This window comes from Desulfamplus magnetovallimortis (assembly GCF_900170035.1).
Classification (GTDB): domain Bacteria; phylum Desulfobacterota; class Desulfobacteria; order Desulfobacterales; family Desulfobacteraceae; genus Desulfamplus; species Desulfamplus magnetovallimortis.
This window is the reverse complement of the sequence record NZ_LT828545.1, coordinates 230,210-249,135: the sequence shown is the minus strand read 5'-3', so window position 1 is coordinate 249,135 and position 18,926 is coordinate 230,210. Positions and strand designations below refer to the sequence as shown.

General features: G+C 41.0%; 14 protein-coding genes. 3 read left to right on the top strand and 11 right to left on the bottom strand.

What is annotated here, in order from left to right; translation table 11 throughout:
- Window positions 1-253: 253 nt before the first annotated feature.
- The 6 genes from MTBBW1_RS12745 to MTBBW1_RS28380 all read right to left on the bottom strand — a co-directional run bounded on the left by MTBBW1_RS12745 (window position 254) and on the right by MTBBW1_RS28380 (window position 5,259).
- Window positions 254-889 carry an L-threonylcarbamoyladenylate synthase gene (locus MTBBW1_RS12745; protein ID WP_080804151.1) on the bottom strand — a complete coding sequence of 212 codons (636 nt, stop codon included), beginning with the start codon at window positions 887-889 and terminating at the stop codon, window positions 254-256.
- Window positions 890-930: 41 nt separating this feature from the next.
- A complete protein-coding gene (gene purD, locus MTBBW1_RS12740) occupies window positions 931-2,697 on the bottom strand; it encodes a phosphoribosylamine--glycine ligase (RefSeq protein ID WP_080804150.1) in 1,767 nt (588 codons plus the stop codon).
- A 304-nt stretch (window positions 2,698-3,001) separates the two neighbouring features.
- On the bottom strand, window positions 3,002-3,931 hold the full coding sequence (locus MTBBW1_RS12735) for a D-alanine--D-alanine ligase family protein (RefSeq protein WP_080804149.1): 930 nt from the start codon (window positions 3,929-3,931) through the stop codon (window positions 3,002-3,004).
- Window positions 3,928-4,662 (bottom strand): SHOCT domain-containing protein, encoded by a 735-nt coding sequence (locus MTBBW1_RS12730; RefSeq protein ID WP_139786759.1) that lies wholly within the window; start codon window positions 4,660-4,662, stop codon window positions 3,928-3,930. The genes MTBBW1_RS12735 and MTBBW1_RS12730 overlap by 4 nt, the downstream gene beginning before the upstream one ends.
- On the bottom strand, window positions 4,659-5,030 hold the full coding sequence (locus MTBBW1_RS12725; RefSeq protein ID WP_080804148.1) for a DnaJ family domain-containing protein: 372 nt from the start codon (window positions 5,028-5,030) through the stop codon (window positions 4,659-4,661). Before MTBBW1_RS12725 ends, MTBBW1_RS12730 begins: the two co-directional genes overlap by 4 nt.
- Window positions 5,031-5,112: 82 nt before the next feature.
- Window positions 5,113-5,259: a hypothetical protein gene (locus MTBBW1_RS28380; protein ID WP_186441248.1), complete on the bottom strand. Its 147-nt coding sequence runs from the start codon at window positions 5,257-5,259 to the stop codon at window positions 5,113-5,115.
- A 468-nt stretch (window positions 5,260-5,727) separates the two neighbouring features.
- Here MTBBW1_RS28380 and fusA point away from each other — a divergent pair, with 468 nt between their 5' ends.
- Window positions 5,728-7,770 (top strand): elongation factor G, encoded by a 2,043-nt coding sequence (gene fusA / locus MTBBW1_RS12715; RefSeq protein ID WP_080804146.1) that lies wholly within the window; start codon window positions 5,728-5,730, stop codon window positions 7,768-7,770.
- 237 nt (window positions 7,771-8,007) lie between these two features.
- Here fusA and MTBBW1_RS12710 read toward each other — a convergent pair whose 3' ends face one another.
- The 5 genes from MTBBW1_RS12710 to MTBBW1_RS12690 form a co-directional block, all read right to left on the bottom strand.
- The gene (locus MTBBW1_RS12710) at window positions 8,008-8,232 is read right to left on the bottom strand and encodes a type II toxin-antitoxin system HicA family toxin (RefSeq protein WP_080804145.1); all 225 of its coding nucleotides are present in this window, start codon (window positions 8,230-8,232) and stop codon (window positions 8,008-8,010) included.
- A complete protein-coding gene (locus tag MTBBW1_RS12705) occupies window positions 8,232-8,474 on the bottom strand; it encodes a type II toxin-antitoxin system HicB family antitoxin (protein ID WP_080804144.1) in 243 nt (80 codons plus the stop codon). Before MTBBW1_RS12705 ends, MTBBW1_RS12710 begins: the two co-directional genes overlap by 1 nt.
- Window positions 8,475-8,770: 296 nt before the next feature.
- On the bottom strand, window positions 8,771-10,282 hold the full coding sequence (locus MTBBW1_RS12700; protein WP_080804143.1) for a M48 family metallopeptidase: 1,512 nt from the start codon (window positions 10,280-10,282) through the stop codon (window positions 8,771-8,773).
- Window positions 10,270-13,113, bottom strand: a complete 2,844-nt coding sequence (locus tag MTBBW1_RS12695; protein ID WP_080804142.1) for a response regulator — start codon at window positions 13,111-13,113, stop codon at window positions 10,270-10,272. The genes MTBBW1_RS12700 and MTBBW1_RS12695 overlap by 13 nt, the downstream gene beginning before the upstream one ends.
- Before the next feature lie 342 nt (window positions 13,114-13,455).
- The gene (locus MTBBW1_RS12690; protein WP_281255641.1) at window positions 13,456-15,204 is read right to left on the bottom strand and encodes a substrate-binding domain-containing protein; all 1,749 of its coding nucleotides are present in this window, start codon (window positions 15,202-15,204) and stop codon (window positions 13,456-13,458) included.
- A gap of 399 nt (window positions 15,205-15,603) precedes the next feature.
- Between MTBBW1_RS12690 and MTBBW1_RS12685 the strand changes: the two genes are divergently transcribed.
- Both MTBBW1_RS12685 and MTBBW1_RS12680 read left to right on the top strand, forming a co-directional pair.
- Window positions 15,604-17,220 carry a response regulator gene (locus tag MTBBW1_RS12685; protein WP_080804140.1) on the top strand — a complete coding sequence of 539 codons (1,617 nt, stop codon included), beginning with the start codon at window positions 15,604-15,606 and terminating at the stop codon, window positions 17,218-17,220.
- 59 nt (window positions 17,221-17,279) lie between these two features.
- Window positions 17,280-18,581: an HDOD domain-containing protein gene (locus MTBBW1_RS12680; RefSeq protein WP_080804139.1), complete on the top strand. Its 1,302-nt coding sequence runs from the start codon at window positions 17,280-17,282 to the stop codon at window positions 18,579-18,581.
- Window positions 18,582-18,926: the final 345 nt, after the last annotated feature.

Here is an 18,926-nt window from a genome sequence, read left to right as displayed (position 1 = left end):
GTATATCACGAAAGAACCGGATCACATACTGAGCTATTCAAATAGTAGAAATCCCAAAACGCGAACAATCGGCTAAAACCAAATCGGTATAAGGCTATTATCCAATTTTATATAACGGCCATGGCAGATCCATCTGCCACAACGAAGCATGAAAGTCCTATAGCTCCTTAAAAGACGGGGACTTTCTTATAAAACGTACATGGCGGATTACCGCCACAATCGAAGGGATGAAAGTCGTTTTAAAAACAGCCACTTACTGAGACTTGAATATAAATTCCAGAATATCATGTTCTGAAATCTCCCCTTCCCTTAAAATTCGGGAAGGGGAGACTGTAACATCAAGAACTGTTGAGCCTTTCCCGCCTTTAAGCCTCCCTCCTTCAAGTATCATATCAACCGAATTTAAAATATCAGGTTCAAGCATTGAACTATCCATGCAGCCTTCATGGCCTGATATATTGGCACTTGTGCCTGTAATCGGACGACCACACTCTCTGACAAGTTGCCTTGCAACCGGATGCCCGGGTATCCTTACACCAACCTTTCCTGTTCCTGCTGTCAACGCTTCAGGCAGATTAGAACGAGCCTCAAACACAATGGTCAGATTTCCAGGCCAAAAGGCTTTCATTAGAAGATTCGCATCACCGGGAATCTTTTTCACAATGCTTTCAAGCCAACTTACCTCATCAATCAATACAAGAAGAGGATTGTTCAAAGGACGTTTTTTAATGGCAAAGACACGTTCAACCGCAACAGGATTCAAAGCATCGGCAGCCAGACCATAAAGGCATTTGGCAGGAAAAACAACAACGCCTCCTGCGTTTATGATCTGGGCAGCCCTGCATATTTGCAGCAAAGAATCATGGTCTGGATTAGAATCCGATATCACACTCCCACCTTTTTAATTAACTACATGCCAGTACTGCATAATTACCAGGTAAGATTTTCTGCCTTCTTGTTTACTTTTTCCGCCATGTCTCTCTTGTATTCAGCAAGTTTTGCAGCTATCTCAGGATCGGAAACTCCAAGTATCTGGGCAGCAAGAACACCTGCATTAACTGCCCCTGGTTTTCCCACAGCAAGGGTTGCAACAGGTACTCCAGGAGGCATCTGAACTGTTGACAAAAGGGAATCAAGTCCCTGAAGTGCAGATGAGTCAATGGGTATTCCAAGTACAGGAAGGGTTGTATGTGCAGCAAGAACTCCTGCCAGATGAGCTGCATGGCCTGCACCTGCTATTATAACCCCCATGCCCTTTTTGCGTGCATTTTTTGCAAAGGCTTCTGCCCTTGCCGGTGTTCTATGTGCTGAGGCAACTGTCACCTCATAGGAGATGCCGAACTTTTTCAATACTTTAAGGGTCTCTTCCATAACAGGAAGATCTGAGTCACTTCCCATTATAACACCCACCTTTGGAGGAACAGAAAGCCTTGCAATGGCCCTTGCCCCGATATCTTTTCTGTAAAACGCCCCTTGCCATGAGATCTTTTCACACGCCTCATATGCCTTGTCCATGGCATCTTTTACAGTATCTCCAAGTGAAGTTACACCAAGCACCCTGCCCCCGCTTGTAACAACACTTCCATCCTTAACTGCTGTGCCTGCATGAAAAACAACTGTGTCAGAAAGAGCAGCTGCACTGTCAAGCCCATCAATTACAGAACCTTTCTCATATGAGCCAGGATAGCCGCCTGCCGCCATAACAACACACATTGTGCTTCTTGGATCAATTTCTGTCTTGAACTTATGAAGTGTGCCATCAACACATGCCTCCATAAGCGGAACAAGATCGCTTTTAAGACGCATTAAAATCGGCTGGGTTTCAGGATCTCCAAGTCTTACATTGAACTCAAGCACCTTGATCTTGTCATTATGAATCATAAGCCCTGCATAAAGAACCCCTTTAAAGGGAATCCCTTCAGCAGCCATTCCTTTTACAGCCGGAATCATAACTTCATCCATGGCGCGGCGCCTCAGCATGAAATCAAGCACAGGTGCCGGAGAGTATGCCCCCATACCGCCTGTGTTTGGCCCCTGGTCATTATCAAAAATACGCTTATGATCCTGGGATGTGGGAAGAGGCAATACTGTCTTGCCATCGGTAAGTGCAATAAATGAGGCCTCCTCACCAACAAGACACTCTTCCACAACAACAACTGCGCCGGCATCTCCAAAAATCCCTTCTGTCATAAGGGATGTCAAAGCTTCATTGGCCTCATCTTCAGATGAACATACAAATACGCCCTTTCCTGCTGCAAGCCCATCGGCTTTTACAACAAGAGGCGCACCAAGTTGCTTAACATAAAGACGTGCCTTTTCAATATCTGTAAAGGATTTACCCCTTGCTGTGGGGATGTTGTACTGCTCCATTATATTTTTGGCAAACATCTTGCTGGATTCAAGCTGAGCAGCCTTTTGGGATGCCCCAAATGCCTTAAGCCCCTTTGATTCAAAAAGATCAACAATACCCTTTGCCAGGGGAGCTTCAGGTCCTACAACAGTCAGATTAATCTCTTTTTCAATTGCAAACTCTGCAAGGGCTTCAATATTTTCAGCGTCAATGGCAACATTTTCCGCAATTGATGCAGTTCCCGCATTACCAGGGGCGCAGTATATTTTTTTTACAAGATCACTTTTGGCAATTTTCCAGACAAGGGCGTGTTCCCTGCCACCGCCTCCTACAACTAAGATGTTCATGTTTCAATTTCTCCTGAAAATTTCTTTGTTAAAACGCAACTAATACATTTTTAAAAAAAGAATTAATTTTGTGACATCCTTCATATAAACTCAAAATTAGTTTACACTTTTCGAAAAATTATGAACCCTGATTAAACGGACATGATTGCGTATCAATCACCCCCAAATATAAAAATGATAGTCATTTTCACGATAAAGGACTCAAGGATTAATACGATTAAAAATCAAGATAATCCCTTAATCATGAAAATCATGGTTCAAAAAAAGTGTAAACCGATAAACGAAAGACACTAATTTTACTTATTCACAACTCCATTGCCAGAGATATCAGCCTGTCCAGAAGTTCCGGAAATGAGTATCCTGCCGCCTGAGCAGACTGGGGATAGAGACTTGTGGCTGTCATTCCGGGAATTGTGTTGGTTTCAAGCACATAGAGTTTTCCATCAGAAAGGATCATGTCCGTTCGACTGTACCCTCTCAAAAAGAGGGCTTCATGGGCTTCAAGGGCATACCTTTGAACTTCATCCCTTACGGCATCGTCAATGCGTGCCGGACATATCTCTTCTGTGGCTCCTTTAAGATATTTGGCATTGTAGTCAAAAAACTCATAACCTTCACCTGGAATAATCTCAATAACCGGAAGAGCCTCAAGCTCCTTGTTACCAAGTACTCCGCAGGTAAGCTCAACCCCTTTTATATATTTTTCAAGCAAAAGCGACTCATCAAATTCAAGTGCCTTGTCAATGGCTTCTTCAATTTGACTATCCTTCCTGACAATGGTCATTCCGACACTTGATCCTGCACAAACAGGTTTTACAACAATTGGAAGCCCAAGGCGATTCACCCATTTTGAGGTTTCAATGGTGTCACCCTTTGAAAAGACAACAGAATCAGGAACAGGAATTCCTCTTTTTTCGTACAGTTGCTTGGTTGCAAGTTTGTTCATTGCAAGGGAGCTGCCCAAAACTCCAGCACCCTGATAAGGAATCTTTAAAAGATCCAAAAGGCCCTGAACAGTTCCATCTTCTCCATTTGGACCATGAAGGATAAGAAGTGCAACATCAATGTCAGAAGCATCTTCAACAATTTTTTTAAGATCTGTCAGCGGGTCATATCTGACAATATTATACTTGTTCCTGTCCAGTGCTTCATATACCTGTTTACCGCTGTTTAAGGAGACTTCCCGCTCCGATGAATCACCACCGGACAACAGGGCTAAATTAATTTTTTTCATGATTCATCCTTTATAACTGATTGACTGTTTTTTGTTGATGATTGTGTGCCTGATGTAGTTGTATCAGTAGAAGATGGTGAACCGGCATCAACTTCTGGTGAAAAAGCATCTATTGAAGATGGTTCAACAGCATCCACTCTTGATGAAACACCTGATAAAGATGAAACCGAAGCTGCATCAATTGACGATGACACTTCAACTGAGGGTGATTTTTCATCCATTGCAAAGTCACTTTCAAAGAGAATACGCTTTTTTGCCATGTCATACTCTTCATCATCAATGAGATTTCTGTTGTAAAGATCAGCCAGTTCAGAAAGCCTTCTTTCAATGTTACGGCTTCCTTCTTCAATCATGGGAAGCATAGCGGCACCGGATTCTCCGTTATTATTCAACAAAAAGCGTGAATCCCCAGCCACTGGTGCGTCAATTTTAAAAGATGCCACACCGCCAAGAAGCTTGATTTCAACATTACGGTTCTGGAATGCAGGATGATTCAGTACATCCTTTATATCAGTTGAAGATCTTTTGATTCTAAGATAAAAAATCCAGAACAGAGCAATCACAAGCAGCGCAATTCCTCCGAGAATCCAGGGAAGATAGTGATAAACTCCCTTGAAAAGCACCACAGTAATACCTGTGCCAGATAAAAGGAATACGTGCAAAAGTAGTACAAAATAGGCAGCAAAAAGACTTTTAAAAACACCGTCTTTATCTTGTTTTTTAAATTTCATGATATCCTTTTCTGTAAAGCATCCCTGTAGTTATGGGTAACGGTAGCAGAGAGGGCAGAGTGACCACGGGATGCATTTAGTTTTGTCATAAGAAAGTTAAGTTTTTTACCAAGCTTTAATCTGGAAGGATCATCTTCACTCAAAGAGGCAATAAGCTCTTCTGTCTGCCTTATCTTTTTTCCAAGCTCTATTTCAGGCGGAAGAAATCCTGAATTTTTTAAAACCCTGTAAGCCATTCTGAACTCCTCCGGAATCTTCATATCCTCAAGATTCAACGGAGTTCCACGCCCGGGAAGATTGTCAAATTCTCCTTTTTTCTGGGCATTTTTTATTCTCTCCTCCACAAGGGATTGAAATCCTGGAATCATGGTAATCTTTCCTTTAACCAGTCATCTGTAATTTTTAAGTTACTTTTACTTTTACCGTGGAAATAGATACAAATTTCCATATTCAGAGGTGGCTGAATGCCGGCCATGATCGTTTACCGTGGAAATGGATACAAATTTCCATATTCGGGGGTTGCTGAATGCCGCCATGATCGTTTACCGTGGAAATGGATACAATTTCCATGGTCGGGGATGGCTGATCATCAGCCATGATCGTTTACCAGAATTTAGCAACTCATAGTTCTAATTGATTTTCTTAATAGAATCGTCGTTCATTTTTTTTACCTTTCTTGAACTAATGATACAAATAGCCATTGTTTCCAATATCTTTGAATCCAAGCATGATTTTTCGCATGATAGTATAAAAAACATGGAATGTTTGCAAGGCAAAAGGGATATGAATCATGCTGAACTGCTTATTTTCTTGACACTTTACAGCTCTTCTTATATCAATTATCTCTTTACTGACTACATGAAAAATCTTTACTGATTACATAAAAAAGCCGATTGCTACGCTGTCCCTGCTGATATTACATAAAAGGCTTAAACACCGCCACAGTCAAAAAATGAACCTCCTGCACTCCTTAAACAATTAAGGAACTTCTTGAAAAACCAAGGCAGCCAGCAGCGATTTAATATACCGTTTTAAAAATAAAAATAATAAACAGGCTGATAAGAAATGGATAACAAAACAAAAATTACAAATATAAGAAATATCGGAATCATGGCCCACATTGATGCTGGCAAAACAACTGTTACAGAGCGGATTCTCTACTATACCGGCAAATCCCACAAGATTGGAGAGGTACATGATGGAGAAGCAACAATGGACTGGATGGAAGATGAGCAGAACCGCGGGATCACCATTACATCTGCTGTTACAACCTGCCAGTGGAAAAGTGCACAGATTCATATTATTGATACTCCAGGACATGTAGATTTTACCATTGAGGTTGAAAGGGCACTTCGTGTTCTCGACGGTGCTGTTGCTGTATTCTGCGGCGTAGGCGGAGTGGAACCCCAGTCAGAAACAGTGTGGCGCCAGGCAGATAAATATAAAGTCCCAAGAATTGCATTCATAAACAAGATGGACAGGATAGGTGCAGATTTTTTCAATGCTGTATCCATGATCCGTGAAAGATTAAACGCAAACCCTGTACCTTTGCAGATACCAGTAGGAAGTGAAGAGAATTTTACAGGAGTTATTGATCTTGTAAATATGGAGCAGATTACATGGGATGATGAAACCCTTGGCGCACAGTTTACAGTATCAAAGGATATTGACCCGGCAGAAATTGACAAGGCAAAAGAGTATCGTGAGAAGATGCTGGAGGCAATTTCCGAGGTTGATGACAATATCATGGAGCGTTACCTTGGAGAGGAGACAATCTCCTCTGAGGATCTCATAAAGGCAATCAGGTGTGCCACTGTTGGTCGTAAAATAGTGCCGGTACTTTGTGGGACTGCCCTTAGAAACAAAGGAGTTCAACCCCTTCTTGATGCCATAAAGGATTACCTGCCATCTCCTTCAGATGTTCCTCCAATGACCGGCATCCATCCCGAGACCGGTGAAACTATCTCTTGTCTGCCACAAAAGTCAGCATCCCTTGCAGCTCTTATTTTCAAGGTATCAATGATTGAGGGCAGAAAACTCTCCTTTGCAAGGATTTATAGCGGAAAGCTCATTGCAGGTGAAGATGTCTATAACTCTTCACTGAAAAAAAAGGAGAAGCTCTCCAGAATTCTTCAGATGCATGCAAACAAGAGAGAGAGAGTAAAAGAGGCTGTGGCAGGTGATATTGTTGGTATTGTTGGTCTTAAAGACTCATCCACCGGAGAAACTTTATGCTCTGCATCTGCACCACTTCTTCTGGAACGCATGGAATTTTACAAACCTGTAATCTCCATTGCAATTGAGCCTAAAAGCCACTCTGACCAGGAGAAACTAGATGAAGTTCTTAAAAAATTCACCATAGAAGATCCCACACTTGAGGTAAAAACTGATGAAGATACAGGACAGACAATTTTATCTGGTATGGGTGAGCTTCACCTTGAAATCATCATAAGCCGAATGCTTCGGGAATTCAATACCAATGTCAATGTGGGAAAACCCCAGGTTGTTTACAGGGAAATCATGGAAAGCCCCTCAAAAGGACATGCCATATTTGAAAAAGATATCACCGGAAAATCCCATTTTGCCGAGCTTGAAATGGAACTTATTCCCATTGAGCGTGGAGCAGGCATTATCTTCAAAAATGAACTTACAGGTGATCCGCCAGTTCTTATACCGGAACATATTGCTGCAATTGAAAAAGGTGCAAGAGAGGGTCTTGAGAGTGGTTTTCTTAAGGGATATCCAATGGTTGATACTGAAATCAGACTGAAAAAAGCCAACACAAGAGATGGGCAAAGTACAGAGCTTGCTTTTTCAGTGTGCGCTTCAATGGCCTGTAAAAATGCCATGACAAAAGGCAAGGTTGCCCTGCTTCAGCCCATCATGGCTGTTGAGGTGCTTGTTCCTGACAACTACATGGGGGATGCAATAGCAGATATCAACACCAGAGGCGGCAAGATAGAGTCAATTGCACCGAGATCCAATATACAAGTGATAAAGGCCACAGTGCCTCTCTCCAAAATGTTTGGATATTCAACCTCGCTTCGATCTGCAACCCAGGGCAGAGGAAATTTTACAATGAAATTTTTAAGGTTTGGAAGGGCATAGCATATACACTCAAAATCGACATCTTATTGCTTTTTCCGAAGTTATTGCAGTTGTCTGAACCAGGATAACCAGGATGGATAGGATGCTCAGGATAGATAATCTTGCCTTATCTTGTTAATCTTGGGAATCCTGATTCAGACAGTGTTGACAAGGCTTACAAGATCATAGGTGTCGATTTTGAATATACAGGAAAAGAATAGATTTTTAAAATATACATGTTCTGTCATTCTTTAGTAATCAACTTATTGATTCCCAATCTTCGCGTGCAATATCTGCCTGACGAAGAATTCTTGACAACAAAGATCTTCCGATATCTCCACGATGTGGATTAGGTATTGTAACCGTCAAATCCCCCTTGATCATGAAAGGGTGCTTACCACCGGAAAAAGGACCTTCAAATCCAAGTAGTCTCATGCACCTCACGAGTTCTCTTTGATTTATTGGTCCAAATGCCGGAGCCATCAGGCGACCGCCTTTATTTCAACTGTGACTCCGTTAATTTCGGGAATGGGCAAATTGCGGTAAATACGAATAAGTAGCCACTCCTCAAGAACCCCGGCAAGTTCGTTGCGACATGATTCAAGCGACAAAGCATTGGCATATACACCTCGACATGAAGGAATTTCTCCGTAAAAAGAGCCATCATCCTCCAGAACTTCATATATGGCAGTATGCATGGCTTCATTGATATAATCAAGTATCATATATCCTCCTGCGCAAACTCAATTACGCTTCATCAGACAAAATAAACCCTCATTCAGTAGATACAAGGCATGCCTTGTCTCTCTACTGCCGCCCCCGATTATGAAAATAATAGGGGGTAATTTCACAGTAAACTTGCGTATCAATCACCCCCAAATATAAAAATGATAGTCATTTTCACGGTAAACAAGAGACTCTCTAATAACCACTCATGATTGCGAAGAGAGCACAATCATGTATTAAAGTTTTTATATATCAATATATTATGCTAATTCTCTAATAAAGTTATTAGCCCTTCTCATCCCTCTTTTTTCTGCTTTATGATCTTTCCAAGTATTTTTTCAGCTTCTGATCGTTTTTCTTTATCATCAAGATTTTCAATACTTTTTTCCAGATGAAACCTGGCATTTTTCATATTTTTCATCTCATAATAGTATAGACCAAGAAAATAATGAGAAATTGCAGGGGTTTCAGAGATAGAATCACTCTTGCCTGGACCCGCATCTTTTTTATCCTTTATAAGGGCCATATGGTAATATGCCTTTGGAAAGCGGTGCGAACCATTTGCAATAACCTTTTCAAAACCCTTTTCAGCCACCGAAAAATTGCCAAGAAGCAATTGTGCTTCAGATTTCACATACCAGACATCCATCTCAATTTCAGAGATATTTTCAAGTCCTTGCACCACCTGGAGAGCTTTTTCTGCATTGCCTGAAAGGATATTAACCTTGCCTGTCTCAAGCAGGATCAAAGGGTCAAATGGCCTTTGGGAAAGTGCATGCCTTAGGTGTTCAAGGGATTCTGTCACCCTGTTTTTCCTCTCCATCAGAAGTGCCATTCCATAATGTGCAGGAGCACTTTCCGGATTCTTTTCAAGGATTCCTAAAAATCTATTTTCCATCTCATACTCATCCCCATAAATTGCTGCAAGTCGAGACTTTACCATCTCAAAACGGAAAGAGTTAACAGGAGAAATGGCGTTTTCATTGGGGGCTGAATTCCTTTCAAGCCAGGATTGAATATTAACAATTCGTTCCGTTGTACCAGGATGTGTTTTAAGGTAGTCAGGGACATGCTCGCTGCCATACCAATCCCTGTTTCTTATCTTCTCAAGACCTGTAAGAAGCCCCATGGGATTAAAGTTTGATGCAGCAATATAAGCAAGCCCCTTTTGATCTGCTTCACTTTCATGTTCACGGCTGTAAGAGAGCATCATGGTCTGACCCGCAGCCATTGAACCTATTGCCACAGCCTGTCCAAGATCGGTGCCGCCTCCTGCTGACGCACCTACAAGCACACCAGCAAGCACACCGGCAAGGGTTCCGATACTCATAACCCTTGACTGATCAATCATATCGGATATGTGGCGACAGGATGAATGTGCAATCTCATGGCCGATTATTCCGGCAAGTTCATCCACAGTATCAAGGGATGTGATAAGACCACGGTTGATGAAAATATTGGATCCTGGCCCGGCAAAGGCATTGAACTGCTCTTCATCCATTATATAGAATGAGTACGCAAAGGGCTGGGGTGGAAGATTGCTGACAATGGTTTTTCCGATTCCTGAAACAAGAGCAGAAGATATGGGATCATTGATTATTTTGCCCTGCTTTTTAATTGTTTCCATAAACTCATCGGCAATTTCCTTCTCCTTTGATATGGATATGGCATCTGCGGTTTCTGCTGAAATTATTACCACATATATGAAAACCCACAAAAAGCTGAGTAAAACCCGCAGCAACTTAAAAAGTCTAAGGGTCATTCCCGAGAAATACATTGTCTTAATACTTATTCCTAAGAGATCCATTTGTTTATCACCTCAACCAATATCCTTGGCATAACAGGCTTGGATATATAGTCATTCATGCCGGCTTTTAGGCAGCGTTCCCGATCATCTGACATAAAATTTGCTGTCATGGCAATGATCGGCAAAGATAGAAAATAGTCCTTTTCGGAATCAACTATACTTGAATTGCCAGCTCCAAGCTGTCTGATGCGCCTTGTGGCTTCAAGTCCATCCATTTCCGGCATCTGCATATCCATAAGAACCAAGTCATAACGACTATCCCTGACAGCATCAACTGCCTCAATACCGTTAAATGCAATATCCACAGAGAGTCCCATTTTTTTGATAACTTCAGTGGCAACCTTCTGATTTACCAGATTATCTTCCACAAGAAGAATACGAACATTAACCCCATTCTTAAAAATGAAATCCATGGACGACGCAGTTGTTTCATCAAAAATGGGCACCTCTCGTTGTGAAAGCCCGACAAAAGCATCAACCATTGCCGACAACCTTACAGGTTTTTGCAGAAAAGCCGAAACCCCAGCATCTTTCAAACTCTGTATATTATTTTGATTACCGGGGAAACTCATCATCACCAGAAAAACATTATCCATAAGGCTATCAGCTCTAATTGCACGGCATATGGCTTCGCCATCCATACCCGGCATTCGTGAGTCTATCAAAACAATCCTGAAAGGATCAGAGGTTGTCATTGTTGCATAAAGACGCGAAAGACAAGCGGCTCCATCAAGCACACCTTCAGGACGCATTTTAAGGGTTTTTAAATGACGCAAAATAATTTCCATACTTGTTTCATTGTCATCAACAACAAGCACACGGGAATTTATCAAAAAAAGAAGCTTCTGCAAAAAAATATCCTTTTGCATCAAATTCAGATTTAACGGGCTTACAGAATGGATGTTATTAAAGTAGCCAGAATTGTGAGGTTGATTTTCAGAACCTCTCTCCAAGTCCATATTTGCTGACTGCTTTGAAAGGATCACTGTAAACCAAAACTCGGAGCCTCTGCCATTTCCACTTTTTACACCTATCTCGCCACCCATCATGTTTACAAGCTGACGGCTTATGGCAAGCCCAAGACCTGTACCACCATACTGCCTTGTAATTGAGGCATCCACCTGTGTAAAACTTTCAAACAGCATCGCCTGTTTGTCTTCAGGAATGCCTATACCAGTATCCCTTACTGCAAAGTGAAGCTCTACCCGCTTATCACCGATATCCTCCATTGCAAAATCCTTTTCAAGGGATACCTGTACAACAATTTCACCACTTTCTGTAAATTTAAAAGAGTTACCAACAAGATTGATCAAAATCTGACGCAGACGTGGAGCATCCCCATTTAAAAACAATGGAACATCGGGCAACTCATCACAGATAAACTCAATATTTTTGTCGGCAACCCTTGATGCCATCATGCTTGCAAAGTCATCCATCATCTCCTGCAAATTGAAATCCGAGGGAGCAAGCTCAAGTTTTCCTGCCTCAATCTTGGAAAAATCCAGGATATCATTAATAAGATCAAGCAGGACTTTACCGCTTACATCTACTGCTTCTGCATAGCGCCTCTGCTCACTGTCAAGCTCGGTCTCAAGAAGCAGGCCGGTCATTCCAATAACTCCGTTCATCGGAGTCCGTATCTCATGGGACATATTTGCCAGAAACTGGCTTTTTGCCTGACTTGCAGCATCTGCCTGTTCTGCATAGGCCTGTGCCTTTTCCATGGCTGCATGAAGTTCACTTGTACGGCTCTCCACCTTTGCCTCAAGATTACGCTGAAAGGAGAGCAGCTCCTGATTACGAAGTTTAAGTGTATCCAGCATCTGGTTTATAAGCCCGCCAAGACGTGCCAGCTCATCTTCACCTGTTGCATTGCATCGGGCATCCATGTCACCCTGCTCAACTGTCTGTGCAAGATCCGACAAAGCATATACAGGCTGTATAACCCTCTTGTTAAGCATCCACATCAAAAACAGAAGCGATGTAAGTAATACTGTTGAAACCATCAGCATTGAAAATTTTATATTTCGCAGCATGGAACGTGCATTTTGATTTGTAGAATGGGCAATATCTCTTGTCATTGTTGTAATGATGTCAAGTGTATTTCTCAACTCCTGGCTAACATCCTCAAACTGCCCGTCAAGTTTATGTGCCCTGTGGTATATTGAAAAATCAGTCTCTATCAGGGCAATATAGTTATCAATAATTGATGTGATGCGTCCCTTTACAATCTCCCTTGACTCCACCTTTCTTTTGAAAGCAGTGGCCACTATCTTAATAGCCTTAAGTTTTGATTCATTCTTAAAAATAAAGTAGTCGTTCTGAAATCGGGCAATATTGAACAACTGGCGTATAAGATAAATATCCGACTGCATAAGAACACTTGATACTATATTTTTATATGTTGCATCAATTTCTGTTCTATTGAGCCTCTCTTTTGTCTTTAGCTGAACAAGTTCGGCAAAGAGCTCTCTGCTTCTTTTTATATTTTGCTTCACCTTGAAGACGAAAGAATCAAAATCTTTTTCAAGGAAAGCCAAATCAATTGAAAGTAATATATCATGCATACTTGTAAGCCTGTTATCATATGCAATTTCATCCTCGGCACTTATAAGACCTGACGATAAAATATTACTCTGGAGATAACGGGCGTGCTGAAACTGCTCCACAACACCTGAAATTTTTCTCTCTATCTCCACTGTATGAAGAACAATGTTTATCTGATCGTTCATGTGCTGGCTGAGTACAAGCATATAGGCTATCAAAACACTGCCCAGTGTTAATGTAACTCCAACTATAAAATAGAATCGTTTTTTAATACTTTTCTTCATAAATATATCTTTATCATGTGCATATAATACTCTATATAACGGCCATGGCAGACACACCTGCCACAACGAAGCATGAAAGTCCTTAGAACCTTAAAAGACGGGGACTTTCTTATAAATGCAATTGGAGATTTCAACCAAATGCTCAAAATCGACATCTTATTGCTTTTTCAGAAGTTATTGCAGTTGTCTGAACCAGGATAACCAGGATGGATAGGATGCTCAGGATAGATAATCCTGCCTTATCTTTGTTAATCTTGGGAATCCTGATTCAGCCAGTGTTGACAAGGCTTACAAGATCATAGGTGTCCACTTTGAGCAAATGACACACCCCAAATAATAGGCTCAATTTATCAACTGAAGTCCAACCCTTATTTCACTCTTAACGTCCATGTTTCTCAATAAATCGGCGGCAACTCCAATGGCCATTCCTCCCATCACATAGGGTTTCTGGGCAATGGTTGCACTTATTACATCTTTCTTTACAGCATCAACAACCTTATCAATTGCATCAAAGCCAACCAAAATTGGCAGAGCCGCAACTCCTGATTCCTGAAAAGCTGTCAGGGCACCAAAAATCATCTCATCATTGTGAGCAAAAACAGCATCATAGAGCCGTCCTTGACCAAGCATCTCTCTCACTGTTTTTTTTGCCTTTTCTCCATCAAAATCTGCGGTTACCCTTTCAATATCAAATCCTTTATACTCCCTGAAGTAATCATTAAATCCGGTTCCCCGTTCATGTGCAGCAGATGTACCAAGTATCCCCTGAATTTCAAGTATTTTGCATCCATCAGGAAAATTCTCATGGATATATTGAGCAGCCATACGGCCGCCCTGACTGTTATCAGAGGCAATGTGTGCAGCAACCGTTCCATCAATGGAATGCCGATCAACTGTTATCACAGGTACTCCAACACTGTTAGCAAGTTCAATGCCGGGACCGCTTGCAACACTGTCTGTTGGATTCACAATAAAAAGATCCATTCCCTGCTCCAGATATGTCGAAATATCCTCAAGCTGTCGTGCATTATCATTTTTTGCATCCACAACCTCAATGGTCATGCCATGCAGCTCTGCCGCCTCCCTTGCTCCATCAACCATTGTTGTAAAAAAAGGATTTTCAAGATTGGAGACACTTAACATGACCTTCTTTCCGAAAGTATCAAAAGAGACAAGATCAAGGGGGGTTGGCTCATAGACTGGAACAGTTTCCCCCTTAAGCGACTGAACAGCAAGCTTTAAACCATAAGCCCCCATCATCTCTGGATGCTGCTCAATGGTTGCCTGTATGTTGCCGTTAAAAAGTTCCGAACGAACTTCAGGGATATTGTCATAGCCTGTAACAAGTGGACGTTTTTCTCCTTCCATAAAAGCATTAATGGCCTGAAGTGCCCCAAGTGCCATAACATCGTTGGCACAGGCAATCACATCCACTGACTCTTTTGTGCGTGAAAGAAAGTCCGCAACCTGATTCATAGCCTCATCTGCATGCCAGTTGGCGGAAATAGTGCCCAGAATTTTGAATGGTGCAGAAGAGATACCTGCAAGAAAACCATCCCTCCTCAAATCGGCATTCTCATTCCCACGGATACCCTCAATATAAAGTACGTTACCCCCTTTGGGCAGCTTGCTTCGCACGTAATCGCCTGTCATTCGTGAACCTAAAAAGTTATCAGATCCCACAAAAGGAACCTTTATTCCTGCTTCACCAAGGGTATTTTTATCAAGGGCATTATCAATATTGATAATTACAATATTTTTATCCACTGCCTCCCTGACAACAGGAACAAGACGTTTTGAATCAGCAGGTGCAATTACAATTGCAGGGTACTTCTGCTGGATCAGACGTTTCACAATTGTGATCTGTTCCTGGACATCAGTTTCCCTTTCAACTCCGAACACTTCAAGATGAATACCATTTTTATGGGCATAATCCTTAGCACCCTTTTCCATTTTTGCAAAAAAAGGATTTGATAGAGCTTTCATGACCAGAGCCACCTTTTGCCCAGCCTTGGAATCCGAGTTGGCGGTTTTCACAGAAGCGTTCCCCACATCACTACCTGCAAAAACAACTACAGGGCAAATGATCATCGCCCAAAAAAGAAAAAATATTACCATGGGCATAAAATTACTGTTTTTATTTTTTTGTTTTCTTTTATATACACTTCTATTTGTTTTTCAGTCATAATGAGCATCCTTTAAAAATGTGTTCTGTTAGACGTAAAAAAAATTATCTGAAGTACTATAGATATAGAGCAGATATTTCTTGAAAACAAGGGATATATTGATATATTTAACGGATTGATCATAACTGTAATGCCTGTGCCAATTTTTTTTGTTAAACTATCACTGCCAAATTCGGCAGTCTCCCAAATGTGTTTATACTCAAAATAGACATATTATTGCCTTTTCATAAGTTTTATATGAAAGTCTCTGTAACAGGCTGTTTTAAAACGATTTTCATCTCTTCGATTGTGGCGGTGATCAGCCATGTACGTTATAAGAAAGCCCCGTCTTTTAAGGAGCTATAGGACTTTCATGCTTCGTTGTGGCAGATGGATCTGCCATGGCCGTTATTCAAGACCACATAGAATCAAAGGAGAATTTCTGGCATTGAACACTTTTTTCAGTGAAATCCGAATTTTGGCTGTTGATTCCATTGCCACAGACAGAAAAATTCTTGCAGATCAACTGGCAAAATGGCAAATAGAAGTAACAGAGGTGGATAGTGCCCCAAAAGCTCTCCAGAATGTATATAGTGCCCAGGAAAAAAATCTTCCTTTTTCAATAGTTTTTGTTGATATGCAGTTGCCAGGTATGAATGGCGAATCTCTTGGGCGTGCAATAAGAGCTGATAAACGGCTCAAGCAAATAAAACTTGTAATGATGCTCCCACAGGATTCCATGAACGATGAAGAACTTGTTTCACGCATCAAAGCAACAGGTTTTAATACATCTATTACCAAACCTGTCAGCATGGATGACTTGCAAAATATCCTTTTTGATATTCTGACATCAAGCGAACCGGACAGCGATCAATCACACTCCAGTGACACAGGAAAACAGGAAAATCAATATAAAAGCAAAGCAGAACTCCATGAGACCAAAGAACTTGAAGCTCAACATATAAAAGAGATAACATATTATGATAACCAAAAAACAGAAACCCGACACAGAGAAAAAACAATAGGCGATCACTCGGGAAACCCACAAAGCCATTATGACAAAAAGAGTTTATCTAATAGGAAGAACGAAGCATTTTTAAGACCTGATATCAAAATACTACTTGTTGAAGACAACCCTACCAACCAGATGGTTGTCATGGGAATTCTCAACCATTTTGGCCTGTCAGCAACCACAGCATTCAACGGCCTGGAGGCAATAACTCTTATGGAGAAACATTTATGGGATATTGTCATCATGGATGTGCAGATGCCTAAAATGGATGGCCTTGAAGCCACAAGACTTATACGCAACCCTGAATCAAATGTCCAAAACCACAATCTCCCCATTATTGCCCTGACCGCACATGCAATGAAAGGCGACCGTGAAAAATGCCTTGAAGCAGGAATGGACGATTACCTCACCAAACCTGTTAACCCCAAACTTCTCATGGCTGCAATTACAAAATGGGCTGGTCACAAAGATACCATATCAAAACCTGCCAACCAATTTTTTCCCCACCAAGACAAAGATAAATCTGCAAAATTCAACTCAAATGAAGTAACGAATGAAAAAAAAACACAAACAGACAAAACAACCAAAACAGAGCATCCGGCCATATTTGACAGACAAAAATTTCTGGAACTGATGGATGGAGATGAAGAGCTTGGACTATCTGTAAGTACCCTGTTTCTTGAAAAAACTCCCTGTGATATAAAGGAGCTTCGCAATTTCATAGAGAAGAAAGATATTGACAATGCAATAAAACTTGCTCACAGAATAAAAGGTGCAGCCGCAAACGTAAGCAGTGAAAAAATGCAGCAAACAGCCTGGGAAATGGAAAAAGCAGGCAAAAATAAGGATTTAAGAACACTGATACAACTAATCTCTGAGCTGGAAAACCAGTTTATGATACTTAAAAGAATCATTGAAGAGGGAGCATAAAACCCATTTTTCTATCATTTTTTACCTAAAAGACCAAAATCAAAAAGGTATTAATATTAATGAAAATACTGGTAGCAGAAGATGAACCTGTCAGCCGTCTAAGAATCGCTAAAATGCTTTCCGAGATTGGTGAGACAGAGCTTTTTGAAACCGGAAAACCTGCATTGGAAGCCTTTGTAAAAAATTTTGACGAAGGCACTCCCTTTGATATGCTTATTCTGGACGTTTCAATGCCGGAGATGGATGGCATTGAGCTGTTGAAAGAGGTCAGAAGCTTTGAGAAAAAAAAGAATATCACAAAGGAAGACAGGACAAAAGTTCTGATGCTGACATCCTATGCTGACAAAGACACTGTTATCGCCTGTTATGTTGCCGGATGCGATGACTATGCTGTAAAACCTTTTAAAAAGCATGTTGTAATTGAAAAAATGCAAAAAATGGGTTTTACCCCTGATGCTGCTCCTCCCACTGAAACAGAGCTTTCCATATCAAAAATGGTTGCCGATGCAATTGAGGGATTTAAGAAGGGAAAGGTTGAGTTGCCATCATTGCCATTCATTGTTCAGGAACTCCAGGACATGATGAATTCACCCAATGCATCCTCTTCTGAAATGGCAAAAATAATAAAAAAAGATACAGCAATATCAATCAACCTTATCAAGGCCGCAAATTCTCCATATTACGGAGGGGTTGAAAACATTAAAGATGTGAAGATGGCCATCAGTCGCCTTGGCCTTGATAAAACAAGATCCATTGTCTCTGAAATTGCAAATAAAGGACTTTACGAAACCAAAGTGCCTTATATAAAACCTGTTATGGATCTGCTATGGAAACACTCCTTTGCCGTTGCCCATCTTTCAAGGCATATTGCAGGCAAAGTGTGGTCAGTAAAGGAAGAGCAGGCATTTGTAAAGGGTCTCATACATGATGTGGGGGCAACACTTCTTATAAAAAATATTGATGACATTATCGCAAAACAGAAAAAAGACTCTGCACAAAAAGATATGATGGAAAACAACCAAGCTCTTGTTGACGAACTTATCAGCAGTGTAATTGAGGTTCATGCAAGTTTTGGAGGAACGCTTTTCAAAACTTGGAATTTTGGAAAAGATTTTGTGGATGTTGCAAGATTGCATGAATGGGACAAATTTGATGACGAGATAGACAATGAAGTGCTGGTTGTAAACCTTGCAGACCAGCTTTCGGTAACAATGGGTCATGGCTTTCCAGCAAGGGAGGCATCGACGGACATGGAAAATATTCAATCAGCCATTATCCTTGGTATTGAGGCTTCAGAACTGACACAGATTTGCAACGCTGCTTCTAAGGATATTGATGAGGCTATAAATGGAATGGATTAAGGCTTGCGTGACAAACGTAAAAAAAACCCGACTACTAACGAATACTTCTGAAGATTCTGACAATTGTCTGAATCAGGATATCCAGGATTAACAGGATAAAGCAGGGTTATCTATCTATACTCAAAGTTGACACCTATGATCTTGTAAGCCTTGTCAACACTGTCTGAATCAGGATTCCCAGGATTAACAAAGATAAGGCAGGATTATATCTATCCTGAACATCCTATCCATCCTGGTTATCCTGATTCAGACAAATACAAGAACTTCTGAAAAAGCAATAAGATGTCGATTTTGTGATCTATAACCAATATCTATCCTGAAGATCTTTTTCACTCTGATTATCCT